At 47.1% G+C, this 17,730-nt stretch carries 17 protein-coding genes; 9 read left to right on the forward strand and 8 right to left on the reverse strand.

Features of this window, described 5'->3' with window-relative positions:
• Window positions 1–273: 273 nt before the first annotated feature.
• The 8 genes from DYD54_RS07690 to ruvB form a co-directional block, all read right to left on the reverse strand.
• Window positions 274–2,277, reverse strand: coding sequence for a PilC/PilY family type IV pilus protein (locus DYD54_RS07690; protein ID WP_172459596.1), 2,004 nt, complete (start codon window positions 2,275–2,277; stop codon window positions 274–276).
• Entirely contained in the window at window positions 2,270–2,908 is a 639-nt protein-coding gene (locus tag DYD54_RS07695) for a hypothetical protein (RefSeq protein ID WP_063514423.1), read from the reverse strand. The genes DYD54_RS07690 and DYD54_RS07695 overlap by 8 nt, the downstream gene beginning before the upstream one ends.
• Window positions 2,905–3,894: a PilW family protein gene (locus DYD54_RS07700; RefSeq protein ID WP_063514424.1), complete on the reverse strand. Its 990-nt coding sequence runs from the start codon at window positions 3,892–3,894 to the stop codon at window positions 2,905–2,907. Before DYD54_RS07700 ends, DYD54_RS07695 begins: the two co-directional genes overlap by 4 nt.
• The gene (locus tag DYD54_RS07705) at window positions 3,895–4,416 is read right to left on the reverse strand and encodes a type IV pilus modification PilV family protein (RefSeq protein WP_063514425.1); all 522 of its coding nucleotides are present in this window, start codon (window positions 4,414–4,416) and stop codon (window positions 3,895–3,897) included. It lies immediately after the preceding gene.
• Complete coding sequence (locus DYD54_RS07710; protein WP_147285085.1) at window positions 4,416–5,099, reverse strand: ComF family protein; 684 nt, start codon at window positions 5,097–5,099, stop codon at window positions 4,416–4,418. Before DYD54_RS07710 ends, DYD54_RS07705 begins: the two co-directional genes overlap by 1 nt.
• Window positions 5,100–5,230: 131 nt before the next feature.
• A complete protein-coding gene (locus DYD54_RS07715; RefSeq protein ID WP_084260667.1) occupies window positions 5,231–6,496 on the reverse strand; it encodes a phospholipase A in 1,266 nt (421 codons plus the stop codon).
• Window positions 6,497–6,532: 36 nt separating this feature from the next.
• Window positions 6,533–7,015: a DUF3465 domain-containing protein gene (locus DYD54_RS07720; protein ID WP_370446597.1), complete on the reverse strand. Its 483-nt coding sequence runs from the start codon at window positions 7,013–7,015 to the stop codon at window positions 6,533–6,535.
• 93 nt (window positions 7,016–7,108) lie between these two features.
• Window positions 7,109–8,092 carry a Holliday junction branch migration DNA helicase RuvB gene (gene ruvB / locus DYD54_RS07725; RefSeq protein WP_063514428.1) on the reverse strand — a complete coding sequence of 328 codons (984 nt, stop codon included), beginning with the start codon at window positions 8,090–8,092 and terminating at the stop codon, window positions 7,109–7,111.
• A 375-nt stretch (window positions 8,093–8,467) separates the two neighbouring features.
• On the opposite strand from ruvB, the gene DYD54_RS07730 reads away from it, so the two are divergent.
• The 9 genes from DYD54_RS07730 (at window position 8,468) to DYD54_RS07765 (ending at window position 17,725) form a co-directional block, all read left to right on the forward strand.
• Window positions 8,468–8,941 (forward strand): MCR_0457 family protein, encoded by a 474-nt coding sequence (locus tag DYD54_RS07730; protein ID WP_063514429.1) that lies wholly within the window; start codon window positions 8,468–8,470, stop codon window positions 8,939–8,941.
• A gap of 100 nt (window positions 8,942–9,041) precedes the next feature.
• The gene (gene hemB / locus DYD54_RS07735; RefSeq protein WP_063514430.1) at window positions 9,042–10,046 is read left to right on the forward strand and encodes a porphobilinogen synthase; all 1,005 of its coding nucleotides are present in this window, start codon (window positions 9,042–9,044) and stop codon (window positions 10,044–10,046) included.
• 146 nt (window positions 10,047–10,192) lie between these two features.
• Window positions 10,193–10,702 carry an isoprenylcysteine carboxyl methyltransferase family protein gene (locus DYD54_RS07740; RefSeq protein WP_063515014.1) on the forward strand — a complete coding sequence of 170 codons (510 nt, stop codon included), beginning with the start codon at window positions 10,193–10,195 and terminating at the stop codon, window positions 10,700–10,702.
• Window positions 10,703–10,841: 139 nt separating this feature from the next.
• Window positions 10,842–10,985 carry a hypothetical protein gene (locus DYD54_RS11420; protein WP_157079188.1) on the forward strand — a complete coding sequence of 48 codons (144 nt, stop codon included), beginning with the start codon at window positions 10,842–10,844 and terminating at the stop codon, window positions 10,983–10,985.
• 35 nt (window positions 10,986–11,020) lie between these two features.
• Window positions 11,021–13,354, forward strand: a complete 2,334-nt coding sequence (locus tag DYD54_RS07745; RefSeq protein WP_063514431.1) for an NADP-dependent malic enzyme — start codon at window positions 11,021–11,023, stop codon at window positions 13,352–13,354.
• 94 nt (window positions 13,355–13,448) lie between these two features.
• On the forward strand, window positions 13,449–14,618 hold the full coding sequence (locus DYD54_RS07750; RefSeq protein WP_063515015.1) for a tRNA nucleotidyltransferase/poly(A) polymerase-related protein: 1,170 nt from the start codon (window positions 13,449–13,451) through the stop codon (window positions 14,616–14,618).
• A complete protein-coding gene (locus DYD54_RS07755) occupies window positions 14,615–15,391 on the forward strand; it encodes a pteridine reductase (RefSeq protein ID WP_063514432.1) in 777 nt (258 codons plus the stop codon). The genes DYD54_RS07750 and DYD54_RS07755 overlap by 4 nt, the downstream gene beginning before the upstream one ends.
• A 387-nt stretch (window positions 15,392–15,778) precedes the next feature.
• Entirely contained in the window at window positions 15,779–17,164 is a 1,386-nt protein-coding gene (locus DYD54_RS07760) for an APC family permease (protein WP_063514433.1), read from the forward strand.
• Between the two features lie 117 nt (window positions 17,165–17,281).
• Entirely contained in the window at window positions 17,282–17,725 is a 444-nt protein-coding gene (locus tag DYD54_RS07765; RefSeq protein ID WP_063514434.1) for a DUF2799 domain-containing protein, read from the forward strand.
• The last annotated feature ends 5 nt before the right edge of the window (window positions 17,726–17,730 follow it).

The raw sequence follows: 17,730 nt of genomic DNA on the forward strand, positions 1-17,730 counted from the left end.
ACTCATTTAATCTTACATTTAGCGTGTTGTTTGTTGTGAGGTTATTTAAAACCATTTTAGCGGATTTGTCTAGCGATGTTATTGATGGTTTTGTATAGTTTTGTATGATTTATAATCACTGTTGTACGCAGTCGGGTAACAAAAGCCAAATTACTTACATAAGCTATACAAAGTTCATAATGCTCAAGCCTACCGCGATCGCTATCAGAAAATTATATTTTTTATAACCCAATAAGCCTTTGCTTAAAATTCAACCAGTCAAAAAATCTATTCTTAATAATTATCGCCTATATTTCGTACATCATACCAACGTGTCGAACGAATGGTGCGAAGTATTTGCATGGCAAGCGAGTTATTCTCAGCATTGGACTCATCAAAATCATTCATATCAACGCCATCAATATTCAATCGATCATCCGCACTTGGGCGCAATAATTGCCAAGACGTCACGCCGCTATGGGCATTTACCATCGCGCCTGCCGTCCAACCGCCTTGAATGATGGGTGATATCAATGCACTTTGATTATTGATTGGTGCATCATTCTGATTGGAGAGTAACGACGTATCGCGCGAGCACACACCAAATGGCAAACAATAAGTCTGTAGCTGACTTATCGTGTCAGACGGGCAAGTCTTAGGCTGAATCACACTTAACTGATACATACCATGCACGCCGCGCTTAGATGAGCGTTTGGATGTTGGTACAACAACCCCTCCGCCCATAACAGTCACCGCATCATTACCGTTAATCTGAAGCTTATGATACCAGCCTGCAGAATGTGCGATGGATCTTTGTGATGGTGAGCTTGCAGGGCTAATGGGTTCGAGCTGATTTTTTGAGATGGTAGAATAACGCTCACGATTGATCAATCCTTTATCAAAGATGCCATAAACATGATTTGGCTTGCCATCTACGACACTTTGATCATTTGAGGCGATGGTTATCAGCGCAAATCGCTTAGCGTCCATTTGTGCAGCGTAATCGCCAGAGGGGTAAATGCTGACGATGGGTTTTTGATAAAAATGGGCGCGATTTTTATCAAATATCGGCAAGTTGTTATTATTGGCATGAAAGATACGCACTGCTTGCGCATTCATAAAGTCAGCACCGACATCAATACGAAAAATTTGCCCGCCCAAATCTGCAGCATAGACATGGTCAAACATACCATCGCGCTGTCGATCCACCAAGGTCAGCTCACCGCCGAAGCTGTGGTGCATGTCTTGAAGATTCAAGCTGTCATTTTGCCATTCGGTTATTTTTTGACCAGTTACTGCATCAATAACATAAATGACGGCACCATTCGCGGCAGACTTTTGGCAACTCGCTACATTGTTCTCATAGCAGCCATCCACGCCGCCACCAAAGACAAATACCGCACGGCTCTGATCCGTCTGTTTAATATATCCCAAAGAAATGGGCGCATGAATATAGCTTAGACGATCGAAGTTAGCATTTGGTGCGATGTCATAGAGCACCTTGAGCGAACCGCCTTTGGTGACATCAGTTACATCCAACGCCATCATTCCTGCGGCACTCCGACCAAAACCACCAATTGCAATCAGTCTTGCTTTACCATCCGTGCGCACCTCATGCAGCGACCATTGCGCATCCACACCAAGTTGCGCACCAAGAATTCGGCGAGGCATGTACGCCATGATTTGCCTACCTGTCGATGCATCCACCATGCGCAGCACGCCCAATGAATCACCATAGATCATCACGCCTGTGGGCGTATGAATGCTCGGCGGGTAGATAACCGCACCAATCGGTACGGTGGACGAATCAATACCGATGGCGCGCCTGATGTGTTGCAATTCATCATCTGTATAGCCTGATGGCAGATTGACATTGTCGGGGGACACCTTGATAAGCTTGTTGCTACTTTTATCAGCAGACATCCACAAATGACCATCCGACTTATGCCGCGACAGCATGCCTTTAGCACCAAATTGATCAAAGTTCGCGCCTGCCGCCCAAAGGTCAGCACCCAAAAACACGGACCCGTTACGATAAATGGGTAGATTATTTCCATCCATAATAACGCCTGATTGGGTTCGATATTTTAGAAGATTGCCCTGTGGACCATATTCTGTAGGATACACTGTAGTGATATAGGCATGATTGTCATGCGTCATCATACTGGTTAGTGACGGAGCGCTCAGACAGGATTCATCCGCCAATACACTTTGGGTGAATAACTGCGCCCAACTCGTCGAGATGCCAAAGATCATTATCAAGACCGCCAAACCAGCCTTAACAAGCCGATTATTCATAACCATAATAAAACTCCTGCACCAACATCTGATGCATGACACCTTCATCTATAAGACATCGCTTGACTTGCATCGGCTCGGCAGTACAGCTGGCATCTATTTGTCGCTCAGCTGCAAACGCATGCACCGTAAGATGATAATTGGTCAAATCAACACCATCTACCATCTGCAAATCATCCAATGGCACACCTGATGGCACATGACTAAAATCATCCGCATCGCCCGTATCTGCACGCAAAGACAGCCAAAGCAATACTTGATTATCTTGGCATGTCATGAAAGCAGGCGCTATCACCATTCTAGATGGCACAAAATTACCCCGACCTAACGCTAGGTCATAGCATAAATGCGCAATCACAAGGTTGTCATCGCTCGGTAGATTCTGATGGTAAGAGATGAGCTTATCAAGTATGCCTTGATCGACGGTTAATATCTGTCCATCTTTTACCATCGCCAATGGCGCATCTGCCACCACAAACAGCTCATTCGCTTTACCTGTGGTAAAAGACAATCGCGCATCATTAAGGCTTTGGCGAATGGCTAGCGCAGAGATACCGACAACCAACAGCATCGCCACCAGTACAATTAACAGCACAAACCCACCCTCTCGCCTGCAATACCCATATCTCATGGTGCATCTCCTGCATACTTGGCATTTCTTAGGGCGATACTTATCTGATGGAGCTGTCTGTCGTAATTGGCGTCGCCCTCGTTTACATGAACCATCGTGCCAAATACATCAAACGATTGTGCTGGTGCCTCACCATCAGACAATGGCGTTACCGAACGGCTCAGCAGTGCCAGATTGATCGTTACAATCGACTCGTGCAGTTTTGATTTTTGGTAATCCGCTATGGTCATCAGGCGAATGCCGTCGGGCATTTGGACGCCCAATTGTACCCACAATCCCTCCACATGACTCGCCATGATTGCACCTTGCCCGCCCAGTCCGTATACGACGTTAGCCTTTTTGGTATCTTTGGCATCAGTGTCGATGATGGCATTAATGTAGCTTGTTGAACTTTGGGAGAATTTACGATCTCTTGTGCTGTCGCGCTTAATACTCTCAGGCGCAAACCGAGCGGCATCACAGCGTAGGTTCATCACACCATCATCTGACTGCACAAAATACCGCTCTATCACCACTTGCCCATCCACCTGCGCCATCTCGCCACCCTTTAGACGCACACGTCTAGGACCTAGCGCAATATCACCCTCGCAGTCCCACATGTCCTGCGGTGCACGATAGATGATGGTAAGCTGTTCAGATGGGATATTGATCCGATTGACTCGGCCTGCCCTAGATGCGCCTGTCAGATAGCGGTCAATGTTGTTAGGGGTTTCTTGTCTTGAAAGCTGATCTGCATCGATCAGCACGCCCATAGGATTTGGACGATCTAGCACCGAGCCATCAATACCCAACCCACCCAAGCGCACATTACTAATCATGTTGGGCAGCACAAAGGACTGATGATTAATCTCTTGGGCAGCGCGCTCTTGGCTTATCGCTGTGCGCATGCTTAATATGTATAATTGCCCTGCCATCAATGCAATCACCACACCAATGAATAGCGCCGCCATCATCTCAATTAAGGTAAATCCACGCGCATGCTTCATCTAGTACACCACCATGGTCATGCACGTCGCACCTGGGTTGATGCTGCCGTTTGCATTCATACAACCATCAGCGGCAATACGTGCAGGTGTCTCGCCCCACGCTGCGATGAGACATCGCTGATTATCACATGGTAAGATATTAAGGCGAATGCCATGCACGGCGGCAGCCTTGGCGATCTGCAATCCTTGATGCCGAATAAACATCTCTTCGCTACAGCTCTTGGCATGACATGGCAGGCTCACCGCTAAGATGGATTTTTGATAATGGTTCATCTGATCAATCCCTGCGCCTTGGTTTAAGTGATTGAGCAGTCGCTCGTGCCCATCTCGAGCATCGTCTGACGCACCTCTTAACAACTCTGCCTGAGCGCTCATCGCTGATACCGCATGTGCGCGCATGGTAGCACTCTGGCTCTGGTACAGCGACTTCATTTGCACCATCAAAAATCCAAGTACTACCATAGACAGAATCAATAGCGCCACCAACACCTCAATTAGACTAAAGCCCTTCTGCGCGCGCATCATCCCTCCTTAGTCTTTAACAACGACATCTGTGCTGTACCATGTGCGGCACACACTGCGATAATTCTTGTATCTGGAGAATGTCGCATGATTGTACCCGCAGCCGCTTGAATCGTCGTGCCTGTGGTCGCCACGTCATCAAATAATATCAGCTGCCTGACAGGCGGCGCATCATTTAACACAAAAGCATCTTGAATATTGTCAAGTCGCGCCTGCCGATCCAGACCTCGCTGATGATTACTGTCAGCGATACGACCCAAGCCCTGCCAGATCGACAACCCCCAATGGTGCGCCAGCCATTTGGCGAGCACCATCACAGGATAAAAACCACGCTTGACCAAGCGCTTATCGGTGGTCGGCATGGGAACGATGGCGGTGTTCTTGGCATGACAGCCCACAGGCTTTGGTAATTGGCGCAGCGCATGAATCAATATCATTAACGCAGAGAGGCTCTCATGATCTTTAAATTGATTAAGCGCTTGATTGGCAGGATATTGATAATACGTGGCAAAATATAAATGAAAAAATGAAGGATTGTCAGAGACGCCAGTTAATGCTTTTAGACGAACAGGTGGCAGTCGCCATGTCATCAGATAATGGCAAGTATCACACAACAGGTTGGTATTGGCAATACTCTTGAACAGTTTAAATCCACCAATCTTGGCTTGATTATCTTTAGACACACGGTGCGCATAAGAATAAACAGGTTCATGACATAAGGCACAAAGACGATGCCATCTTTGCGCCTGTACTGCCAAAAAATAAGGAGGTACGCGCACCAATGTGGTACGCGCAGAGTGATTTAGGCGCCTATTTATAGACCCATCCAGTCGTTTAACATCACACCCACACCGATCGATGTGGCCTCGTGGTTGTAGTCAATCAGCGACTGACCATAACCCTGGAACAGCTGCACATAGCCGCTGATGCCTTTACCGATAGGATGTACGTAGTCTAGCTGTAGCGCACCTTTTCCTGTTTTTGGGTTGTAGCGCGCTGTGCCTGAGATGTTTTTGTTATTATCCAGTTGATAAAGGAATTTTACATCGCCGTAGCCGTAGTAATCTAGAATGTCTGGGTTGTCGTCAGGCTGCACGTCATTACCCTCTTTTAAGATGCGACCCCATAGACGCGGCATAACAGTCAGCTTACCCCATTCCATGCCTGCCATCATGTAGGCACGATTCCATGAGCGTGACAACCGCTCCCCTTCGCCATTAGAGTGATGCACCAAGCCGCCACCAAGCATTCTTAGACGACCACCAAATGGCAGATCCGCCGATACAGGCTGCGTAACAAATACTTCTGGCTCATAGTCATGGGCGTGGAATGGGCGAGAATTATCCTCATTATAAATCTGCCAGTGCGCCATGTGGGTATAGCCAAACCATAGGTCTGCATTCGTCCCAAAGACATTATCCATCATTTTTGATTTTAATGACAATTGGAATTTTAGCTCCAGGGCGCGCTGCTCATTAGGTGTATAATGCCAGGTTTCTTGAGTTGGTGTGCCAGGATGACGGTTTGGCTTGCCATGAAAATACATCGGCAAGATATACACAGGGTTATGTGGGCGTACACGCCACAGTCCTGCTTCACTGTTTTTGTCCAAATCATAGCTTAGTGACAGCGGTGTATAGTTGCTGGCCAGACGCTGCACTTCGGCTTCATTGATTGCTACATTGGCATTGCTATCAGTAATGTGCTCAACAGCATCTTGGGCGGATGGTTCGGCGAAGACCACTTGGCGCTTACCAGTAATGCTACGGATGGTCTCACCCAATGCGATTGGTTGTTTTTGTTGAAGTACGGCAGGCGTGTTGCCTTTAGCGATCGAATCAAAACACGCCAAACGCGCCGCATCACTAATCACCGCCGCACACTCATAAAACAACGACCCACCCTCAACACGACTCTTAATCGGCGCATCAATGACGTCGGTCACCGCAACATCAACAACCTCTGTCGCTACCTCAGGCGTGGCAGGTAGTGCGGTTTCAACACCATCGTTAGCAATCGCATTCATCGCAATCAATAGCGTCGCTGCGAGCGCTGTTTTTATAAAGATATGAGTATTCATAATGATACCTAGTTTTAAAAAAATCTTTGATTGCGCTTATTCAAAGCACTCACCTTGATGTTCGATATAGCCACCTTGATGACGACCCGCTGGATCATGATGCGTCCAATGCACCACACCGCCTTTATCGGTGTATTCATATTCACCATAAAACCCCACGTCATCGCCTTTTTTGAGCTTCGCCACTCGTGGTGCAAGGTCGATATTATGCGCGATCAGCACCGTGTGTTTGCTGTCTTCTAGGCGGACGATGAATTTTTGATGGCGAGAGCCCTTATTGTCATCAGGCAATATCGCTGCCACACGACCACAGCCTCGCACTTGGACGTCTGAACGCTGCTGATGATAGCTATCGATGATAAGCTGATTATTGCAAAATTGCTGTGCAGATGATTGCTGAGTCTTGGCAGAAGTTGGCTCAGCGACATGTTGCTTTTGGGTTGGGTTGTCTAATTCACAGCCTGATAGCGTCAATACGCCTAGGACAAATACAGACAACACCTTAGCCATTACATTCATAGGCATGTCATCATTGGGTAAAATAGGTATATTTTAGCTTAATTTTTATCAGTTTTATATCAAATCTTAGAGATTTTTAGCAAATCACTACATTTAAATGTCGATTGACAGTGCTTTATCCAATAAGATTCGCCCTTTTGGTGTGCGCTGAATGTAGCCTTGCTGAATCAAATAAGGCTCGATCACATCTTCTAGCGTCCCTCTGTCTTCTGCCATCGCCGCAGCAATCGCCTCCACGCCCGCAGGTCTGCCATCGAAGCGATCTTTTAGCATGAGTAAATAGCGTCTATCAAGATGATCAAGTCCTTGCTTGTCCACTGACAGCATGTCTAGCGCTGAACTTGCCATGTACTCGGTTACCAAACCATCGCCCTTCACCTCTGCATAGTCGCGAACACGACGCAGCAGACGATTGGCGATACGAGGCGTGCCACGACTTCGACGAGCCACCTCGATCGCCCCGCCTTTGTCCATGGCAATACCCATCAGTCTCGCCGCACGATCAACAATGGTCGTCAAATCAGCCACATTATAAAATTCAAGTCGCTGCACGATACCAAATCGATCTCGTAAAGGCGCGGTCAACAGCCCTGCACGTGTGGTCGCTGCCACTAGAGTAAAAGGCGGTAAATCAAGCTTAATCGAACGCGCGGCAGGGCCTTCGCCAATCATGATATCAAGCTGATAATCTTCCATCGCAGGGTATAGTATCTCTTCGATGACAGGACTTAGACGATGAATTTCATCAATGAATAACACATCGCCTTCTTCAAGATTGGTCAGCATCGCCGCCAGATCCCCAGCCCGCTCAAGCACAGGGCCTGATGTTGAACGTAGATTACCGCCCATTTCACGCGCGATGATGTTGGCAAGCGTTGTCTTACCCAACCCTGGCGGTCCAAAAATAAGCGTATGATCAAGAGCTTCTTGGCGCTGTCTGGCCGCCGTAATAAAGACCTCCATCTGCTCACGAACCTTAGATTGTCCGATATAATCAGACAAAGTTGCAGGGCGTATCGCACGATCTAATGCGTCGTCTTTTTTTGGATTGGGGTCGATTAGGCGGTTTTGACTCATTGTGATTCTTGTTCTTAGGGTGTTCTAAAAATAGCAAATAGTATAAAGGATTTTTGGTTTTTTGTCGCCACCATTCTCGGTAAGGCATTGCCCGTATCGCACCTTATAGATAAAGCCAAATCTGTCAACTTGTAATCATCCGTTAATGCATAAGACAAATTGTCGCCATGGTGATTATTTTTAAATCATAAAATAATCATAACTTTCAATGATTTATCAATAAATGATTAAAAATTAATATTACCAAATTTACACTCGTGTTGCTAATTTTTGAGGAAATAAACAATAACACAACACTTTCACCAAGGATTTTATATGACTTTTTTGGCGTAAAGATTTATTATATACGCAGCTTAAATTTAGCGTATTTTTTGCATGGTCATCACTAAAGTCTCAAACGCCTTGTCATCGCGATTCATCGCGCGCTCATTCGGCGTTGTTCGTACTCATCTTAATGTGAAGTCAATCGTCTGCATGATGATGGTTTTGGCGAGCGTGATGAATTTTGCCCACGCCAATCCACGCTTCATGGCGACTCACGGCACGTCTTATCAGTCATCTGAGCCGGATTTGGCGGTGACGCAGTATGAGCTTGCTTTGGTGCAGGTGTTGTCTGAGATCTGTCCGCCCATGCTGACTGCCAATCAGCGCATTGCATTTACCCGCGCTTATAACCAACAATTACGCTCATTCATTCCAACATCCGCCAGCCCAAACGACACACTGCGCCGAATGCATTCACAGCGCAATTATCGTAACGCCCTAAATAGCGTGCGCGCATGGACAGCAAGCTACCCAAAAGCCCAAAATCGCAAATTATGCCTACAGTTCGCTGAAGTTGAATTCTAAACCTATTATTATAAGAAGCCGTCTAAGAGTCGGCTTTTTTATTTGTCAAAATTTTGATAAGATAAGCAAAAATAATCACATAACAATACCGAGAATCATCATGTCAAATCACACCTTTAATCGTCAATTCCCCCTAACTCGCATGAGACGCCTGCGCGTATCTGATGGCATTCGAGACATGGTCGCTGAGACACACCTAAAGCCTTGTCATCTCATTGCGCCGCTGTTCGTGATCGAGGGCAAGAACGAACGCCAAAGCATCAAGAGCATGCCTGACGTTGAGCGATTGTCGATTGATTTGACCGTCGAGCACATCAAAGAGCTGTATCAAGCTGGCGTGCGTATGGTGGACATCTTTCCAGTCATCGACCCTGCCCTAAAAACTCCCAATGGCGATGACGCCTATCACCCAGACACGCTTGCTGTGCATGCCATTAAAGCCATCAAAGATGCTTGTCCTGACATGATTGTCATGACCGATGTGGCGCTTGATCCCTACACCACACACGGTCAAGACGGCATCATCGACACCACAGGGTATGTGCTAAATGATGAAACCATAGAAGCTTTGGTCAAACAAACTCTGACTCATGCAGCGGCAGGGGCAGATGTAATCTCGCCAAGCGACATGATGGACGGTCGCATTCGTGCGATGCGTGAGGCACTGGAGTCTGAGGGTCATCACAACACCGCCATCATGGCATACTCTGCCAAATACGCTTCTGCTTATTATGGACCATTCCGTGATGCTGTCGGCAGTGCTGGCAATCTCAAAGGGCATAAAAAAGGCTATCAGATGAACCCTGCCAATCGAAGCGAGGCTCTGCACGAGGTGGCTTTGGACATCAGTGAAGGGGCAGACATGGTGATGGTCAAGCCTGGTCAGCCTTATTTAGATGTCGTGCGTGAGGTCAAGGACAACTTCGGTGTACCGACTTTTGCCTATCAAGTCTCTGGCGAATACGCCATGCACATCGCAGCCATTCAAAACGGCTGGCTGGCTGATAGCGTGATTTTAGAAAGCCTGCTGGGGTTTAGGCGTGCAGGTTGTGATGGCATTTTGACTTATTTTGCCCTAAAGGCAGCTCGTATGATGAATGCTTGATTTTCACGATGGGTGCTGATGGCACACCAGCTTTTGCAAGCTGTCTGCTTCATCAGCCCCATCCACTTGATTTATCCTTCGCTGGTCTTAATGAGCCAGACTTATACCCACATCACCTCTACTTTTTTATTTATTGGGAAAGAAACATGACCGCCATCGTGGTATTTTTTGTGATTTTTTTTGCCATTCGTTTGTATTTTTTGGGCATCTCCATCAAACATGAAAAGGCTCTCATCAAAAAAGGTGCAACCCAAGTTGGTGAACGCCATTCCAAATTGCTTGCTGCTGCACACATCGTTTATTATTTTTCTGCGTTGGCGAGTGCTGTCGTCGCTGGCGTACAGTTTGATGTCATCTCCGCCGTTGGTGCAGCGATGGTGAGCGCTTCTTTGCTTGTGCTTTGGTTCATCATCAAGGCACTTGGCGAGATTTGGACGGTCAAAGTCTACATTTTGCCCAATCACACCATCAACCGCTCATGGCTGTTTCGCACTTTCAAACACCCCAATTATTTTTTGAACATCATACCAGAACTCATTGGCATCGCCCTGCTTTGTCAGGCTTGGTGGGTTTTATTCATCGGCTTGCCCATCTATGGCGTACTGCTTTTTATTCGTATTCAGCAAGAAGAACTGGCGATGAAGCATCTGTTTTGATTCAGCTGCGAATCACGTAGCTTATCAGTTCACGCTTGTATCACCCCCACGGCTTAGTGCTGATGGGGGATTTTTTAAAGCCTGAGGTTTTAAAAAAAGACCAAACACATCATGGCGTCTGACACACGGCGGCTTTGTCATGCCAAACCCATCAATCACTGTCATCATGCCAAAAGCTGGGGTGAATGCGTTGATTTTTGTCTTTTTGATGTGCTACTTTCTTGGGCAAGTGGCATCTTTTTGCCACCAAACAGACCTAGCGCTCACCCAAAAATCATGCTAAAATATTCTCATTTTATCCCATCATAGGAACATCACATGGCACACCAACATGTCCCTGCACAGGACAAAACCAAAGACACCACATTTGCCTCTGAGATAGACGCCCAACGCATTCAATTTGAACAAGCCGCCCTGCATTATCACGAAAATCCAAGACCTGGTAAGATTTCCATCACCCCAACCAAACAAATCGCCAACCAGCGTGATTTGGCGCTCGCCTACTCACCCGGTGTTGCCGTACCATGCCTTGAAATCGAAAAAGATCCAAAACTTGCCGCTAAATACACCGCTCGCTCTAACTTGGTTGGCGTCATCACCAATGGTACCGCTGTACTTGGCTTGGGCAACATTGGCGCACTGGCATCAAAACCTGTGATGGAAGGTAAGGGCGTACTGTTTAAGAAATTTGCTGGCATTGATGTATTTGACATCGAAATCAACGAAACCGACCCAGACAAATTCATCGAAACAGTGGCAAGTCTTGAACCGACCTTTGGCGGCATCAACCTAGAAGACATCAAGGCGCCAGAATGCTTTAAAATTGAGCGCGAACTTCGTCGTCGCATGAACATCCCTGTGTTCCATGACGACCAACATGGCACAGCGATCATCTCGGCAGCCGCTCTACTTAACGCCCTAAAATTAAACGGTAAAAACATCAGCGACATCACGCTGGTCTGTTCAGGCGCAGGCGCAGCAGCCATCTCATGTCTTGATCTGGCAGTCGCTTTAGGCGTACGCAAAGAAAACATCTACGTACTAGATTCAAAAGGCGTCATCACCACCAGTCGTGAAAATCTGGATGAATCAAAAGCGCGCTTCGCCAGAAACACTGACAAAACCACTTTGGCAGAGGTCATGGTGGGTGCTGATGTGTTCTTGGGGCTGTCAGGTCCTGGCGTCGTCTCTCAAGACATGGTGCGTTCGATGGCACGAGATCCAATCATCTTCGCGCTAGCCAACCCAACCCCAGAGATCATGCCAGAGCTTGCCCACGCGGTACGTTCTGATGTCATCATGGCGACAGGTCGTTCAGATTATCCAAACCAAGTAAATAACGCGCTTTGCTTCCCGTATATCTTCCGCGGTGCGCTAGATGTAGGCGCAACAGTTGTGAACGAAGAGATGAAGCTTGCCTGCGTGCACGCCATCGCAGCCATGGCACACACAGAATCTACCGAACTAGAAGATGACGGCAAATCTGCCAAATCATTCGGTCGTGAGTACCTGATCCCTGGCCCGCTAGAACCAAACCTAATCCTGGAGATCGCCCCTGCCGTTGCAAAAGCGGCGATGGATACAGGCGTTGCGACACTGCCTATCGAAGACTTCGATGCGTATCGTCAGAAGCTATCTGAATTCGTGTACAACACCGCCCTTGCGATGAAGCCTGTATTCAATAAGGCCAAACGCAATCCAAAACGCATCGTCTATGCAGAAGGCGAAGACATCAACGTACTGCGCGCTGTGCAAGTTGTGGTTGATGAGAAGATCGCTACGCCAATTCTTGTTGGTCGTCCTGAGGTTATTAAGCAAGAAATCAATGCACTTGGTCTGCGTCTGATCGACGGTGAGAATATCACCATCATTGATCCGAACAACAACCCACGCTACGAAGAATACAGTCAGCATCACTACACTACCAACCAGCGCAACGGCGTCAGCCTAGAACTGGCTCGTCGTGATGTACGTCGTAAGACAACACTGATCGCATCGTTGATGGTAGAGCTTGGTGACGCTGACGGTCTGATTTGTGGTACGTTTGGCTTCTACCACCTGCATCTAAAATACCTAAACCAAGTCATCGGCAAAAAAGAAGGCATCAGCAACTTCTACGCGATGAGCGCCGTATTGATGCAAAACCGTAACCTATTCATCGCCGATACCTACATCAATGACGACCCAACCGCAGAAGAGTTGGCTGAGATGACCGTCTTGGCAGCCAAGAGCGTGCGCCGCTTTGGCATCACACCAAAAGTTGCCCTGCTGTCACACTCAAACTTCGGCGCGTCAGACCGTGAATCTGCTGTGAAGATGCGTAAAGTTCATGACATCCTAACTCAGATGAATGTTGATTTTGAATTTGATGGCGAAATGCACGGTGACATCGCATTGGATGAGCGCATGCGTAAGCAAAGCTACCCATTTAGCTCACTCCAAGGCTCAGCGAACCTGCTGATCCTACCGACGCTAGATGCTGCAAACATCGCTTTCAACCTTCTAAAAACTGCCACAGGTTCGGCGGCACTAGGTCCGATTCTACTAGGCGCAGACAAGCCTGTGCACATTCTTACCCCATCGGCCACCGCGCGTCGTATCGTCAACATGACGGCACTGACTGTGAACGATGTTCAAGAAATGCAAGCTTAAGCATACCCATAGACGAAAAGACCTTGCCACACAGGGTCTTTTTTTGTGTCAAAAAAAACAGTACAATCAAACAAATTTCAATGGTGATTCATCGATGCAAATTTATCTGGTGGGTGGCGCGGTGCGCGATACCCTGCTAAACCTCCCTATTAAAGACAAGGATTTTATGGTTGTGGGCGGTTCGGCTGAGCAGATGCTAGCGCAAGGCTTTGAGCAGGTGGGTGCAGATTTTCCTGTATTCTTACACCCCATCACTCACGCTGAATATGCCCTAGCCCGTACCGAAAGAAAAAGCGGACACGGTTATCAAGGCTTTAGTGTAAGCACGAATAACGTCAGCCTAGAAGGCGATCTCATGCGCCGAGACCTTACCATCAATGCGATGGCGATGCCTGTGCGATCGCTTTTTGATGATGCATTGACAGGTCAGATCGTAGACCCTTATGGCGGGCAAGACGATCTTGACAAAAAAGTCTTACGCCACATCTCGCCTGCCTTTAGCGAAGATCCGCTTAGGGTGCTTAGGGTGGCGCGGTTTTATGCGCGGTTTTATGAAATGGGCTTTGTGGTGGCAGATGAGACCGCCGCACTCATGCAAAGCATCGCCAAAGATGGCGAGCTAAACCACCTAAGTCGCGAACGCATATGGAGCGAATCTGCGCGCGCCTTAGGCGAGAAGCACGGATACGCGTATTTTAAGCTGCTATTAGAGCTTGGTATTTTAAAACACATCTTGCCAGAACTGTCTGACAGCCTGCAAGACAAAGCGCGACGAGAATCCGCCTTTGCTGCACTTGAATACCATTCAGATGCGTCTCTAACAATCAAATTTGCCTTGCTCATGTCGGTATTTTTGGGCGATCCTGATGCCTTGGACAAACTACAACACACCGCCAATCGCCTGATGACTCCCAATCACATCAAGAACTTTGCCAAGGCATTCATTACGCATCAGGGTAACATCCTAAAGCTGCCAAATATCGATGCAGACACCCTGCTGTCTTTGATCGAGCAGACACGCGCGCACAAAGATGATGAGACGATACGCCTATTGATACAGACAGTAAATGCACTTCATGAGACCAACATATCAATGGATTTCATGATAAACGCCATCAAAATCCACAATAAAATTGGCATTAATGACGTCAATCCCAACCTAAAAGGCAAAGCAATCGGTGATGAGCTGACACGCTTAAGAAAAATCCAGCTCGCAGATTATATAGATCAGTATTTAAAAGATATAACAAGGAAGCACTCATGAATTCATCTAAAGTCGCCTTAATCACAGGTGGCGCCAAGCGTATCGGGCGCGTAATCACTCAGGCATTGCACACACAGGGCTACGATGTCATCATTCATCACAACCACAGTCAAGATGCTGCCAAAGCACTGCGCGATGAGTTAAACGCCATCCGCCCAAATTCTGCCAACACCATCCAAGCCAACCTTAGCATCGTTAATGACAGTGTTCTACTAAATCAATTCACCAACGATGTCTTATCACTGTTCGGGCGGCTGGATCTGTTGGTAAATAACGCGTCTAGCTTCTATTCGACCTCACTGAATGACGATCATGCAACTTGGCAGTCGCACTGGGATGATTTATTTTTGACCAACGCCAAAGCGCCGCTTTTTTTGAGCCTAACTTTTAAAGATGAGCTTGCCAAGCGACACGGCGCCATCATCAGCCTGCTGGACATTCATGCGCGCGATAAGCCCTTTGTCGGCTACCCGATTTATAACATAGCAAAGGCTGCCCACCACATGATGGTGCAAAGCCTTGCGCTTGAGCTTGCGCCCAACATTCGCATCAATGGCGTATCGCCAGGCGTGAACATTTTTCCTGATGATAACCAAAACAGCGAATTAAACGACAGCACAAAACAAACCCTGACCGACTCTGTGCCACTCGGTAAAATCGGCACGCCCAAAGACATCGCAAATGCTGTGGCGTTCTTGGCAGGCGCAAATTACATCACAGGTCAGATACTCGCCATCGATGGCGGTCGCAGCTTAACCTTAAAAGGTGGTTGATTAAAATTATCCTATCAGCTTTATCGGTTAAAATTTCCAAAACTTGTAAAACCTTTGTAAAAATAAGGATTTAAAATAAGCAAAAATCTGGCTCAAGTTACAAAATTGTTGCCAAATGTGGCTTATTTTTATCAAAAATAGCTGACAATGCTATTTTTTTACGGTACAATGCACTTCTATTTTTCATCTGAAAAATCCCAAATCTGCCACATTGGCGTTTTTGGGTTTTATTTTGTAAAAAATTCTTGGAGTTGATAGCTTAATCAAATCTCAAACACGCCCAAATCAGATTATCCCAATCTGTCATTAGCACGTTTGAAACAGTATTACGCACCCCAACGCCTTTTCTCTTTTTTGCGTTTACGCACGCTTTTGGAGGATAATACGTTGAGTATTTCACCTGTTCCTGCTAATGCTGCCAAGTTGCAGCGTAATCTTGGTCTATGGCACGTCATCATTATTGGTCTTGCCTACATTCAGCCGATGACACTACTTGATACCTTTGGTATGGTATCTCGCGACAGTGGTGGTCATGTGCCGATGTCTTATATTTTTGCACTGTTTGCTATCTTGCTTACGTCCATCAGCTATGGTCACATGATCAGAGCGTATCCTTCTTCAGGTTCTGCCTACACCTACACCCAAAAAGCAATCAACCCATCAATGGGCTTTATGGTTGGCTGGTCAAGTTGGCTAGACTACCTGCTTTCGCCGATGGTTAATATCATCTTGGCGGTGCTATATCTTGAAGCTCTATTCCCTTCGGTGAACCATTGGGTTTGGGTGATTGGCCTGACAGGTCTGATGACCATCGTCAATATTTTTGGCTCAAAGACCGTTGCCTACTTTAACAGCTGGATCGTAGCGGTGCAGTTGGTGGTTATTGCTGTATTCACCTATTTGATTTATAGCAAGCTACAAATGGCACAGTACGCTGCCAATACTCGCCCTGAAGACATCTATGAGCTGTGGAGCTTGAAGCCATTCTGGGATGAGATGACCAGCGTTGGTGCGTTGATCACAGGTGCGACCATTCTATGCTTCTCGTTCACAGGCTTTGACTCGATTTCTAGCCTTGCTGAAGAGACCAAAGACGTTAAAAACACCCTGCCAAAAGCAATGATTCTAACAACGCTGATCGCAGGTATTGTATTCATCATCAGCGGCTACTTCATGCAAGCCTACCTACCAAGTAGCCCTGAACTGTACTTTGAAGCAGTGGATGAGACTCAAGCAGAGATCTTGCTACTTGTGGGGGGTTCGGCATTCCAAGCGATCGTACTGGGCTTTGCGATTGTCACAGTAATGGCGTCTGGTATCTCAGCTCATGCTGGCGTATCTCGTCTGATGTATGTGATGGGTCGTGACGGCGTGATCAGCAATAAGATTTTTGGTCAATTAAGCCCGAAATTCTTCACTCCAGTGAACAACATCCTGATCGCAGGTGGCGTGGCATTGACCGCAGGCTTTATTAGCCTAGAGACAGTGGTAAACCTAATCAGCTTCGGTGCGTTGACTGCATTTAGCTTTGTGAACTTATCGGTAATTTTCCGCTATGCGGTGCGTGATAAGATGGTTAAGACACCTAAGCAAATCCTAAGCTACGTGATCGTACCTGTGGTTGGCTTTATCAGCATCTTCTTGATGTGGCTAGAAGTGGACAGCACCACCTTTGGTGTGGGTATCTTCTGGGCATTCCTGGGCTTTATCTGGCTAGGCATCAAGACAAGCGGCTTCAAAAAGCCAGTACCTCAATACCGCGAAGACGTGTAATACGTTTCGCATCCAAAAACCCTGTCAAGTTGGCAGGGTTTTTTGTTAAAATAATCATACAATTTTTCTTAAAAATCGTATTATAATAATAAAATAATCCCACCCTTAGGTGACATCATGAAAAAACCAATACTGCTGTCTGCATTCGTCCTAGCCCTCGCCATAACAGGCTGCACCACCAAACAGCCACAGTTCAACGTCAATGACTGCGCAAGTGCAGACTGGCAGAATATCGGCATCAAAGACGGTCAAAACGGCTACAGCGCCCAACGCATCCTAAGCCATCAAAAAATCTGCCAAGCAGCTGGCATCAGCCCAAACCGAGCCGCTTGGGAAGAAGGTCGTCAAATCGGGCTAAAAAGCTACTGCACGAAATCGAATGCCTACGAGATGGGCAGACGCGGCTATGAATTGACCGGTGTCTGCGATCATAACTTAGAAGAGCTGCACCATGCCAACATGATGGGGCTTCAACAATACGAGATGAGTCAGCGCATTCACCGCCCTTATGGGTACGGCTACTACGGTGGCTATCCGTTTTTGCCTTGGTATTTTTATTGATCCAT

This window comes from Moraxella ovis, from assembly GCF_900453105.1.
Taxonomy (GTDB): domain Bacteria; phylum Pseudomonadota; class Gammaproteobacteria; order Pseudomonadales; family Moraxellaceae; genus Moraxella; species Moraxella ovis.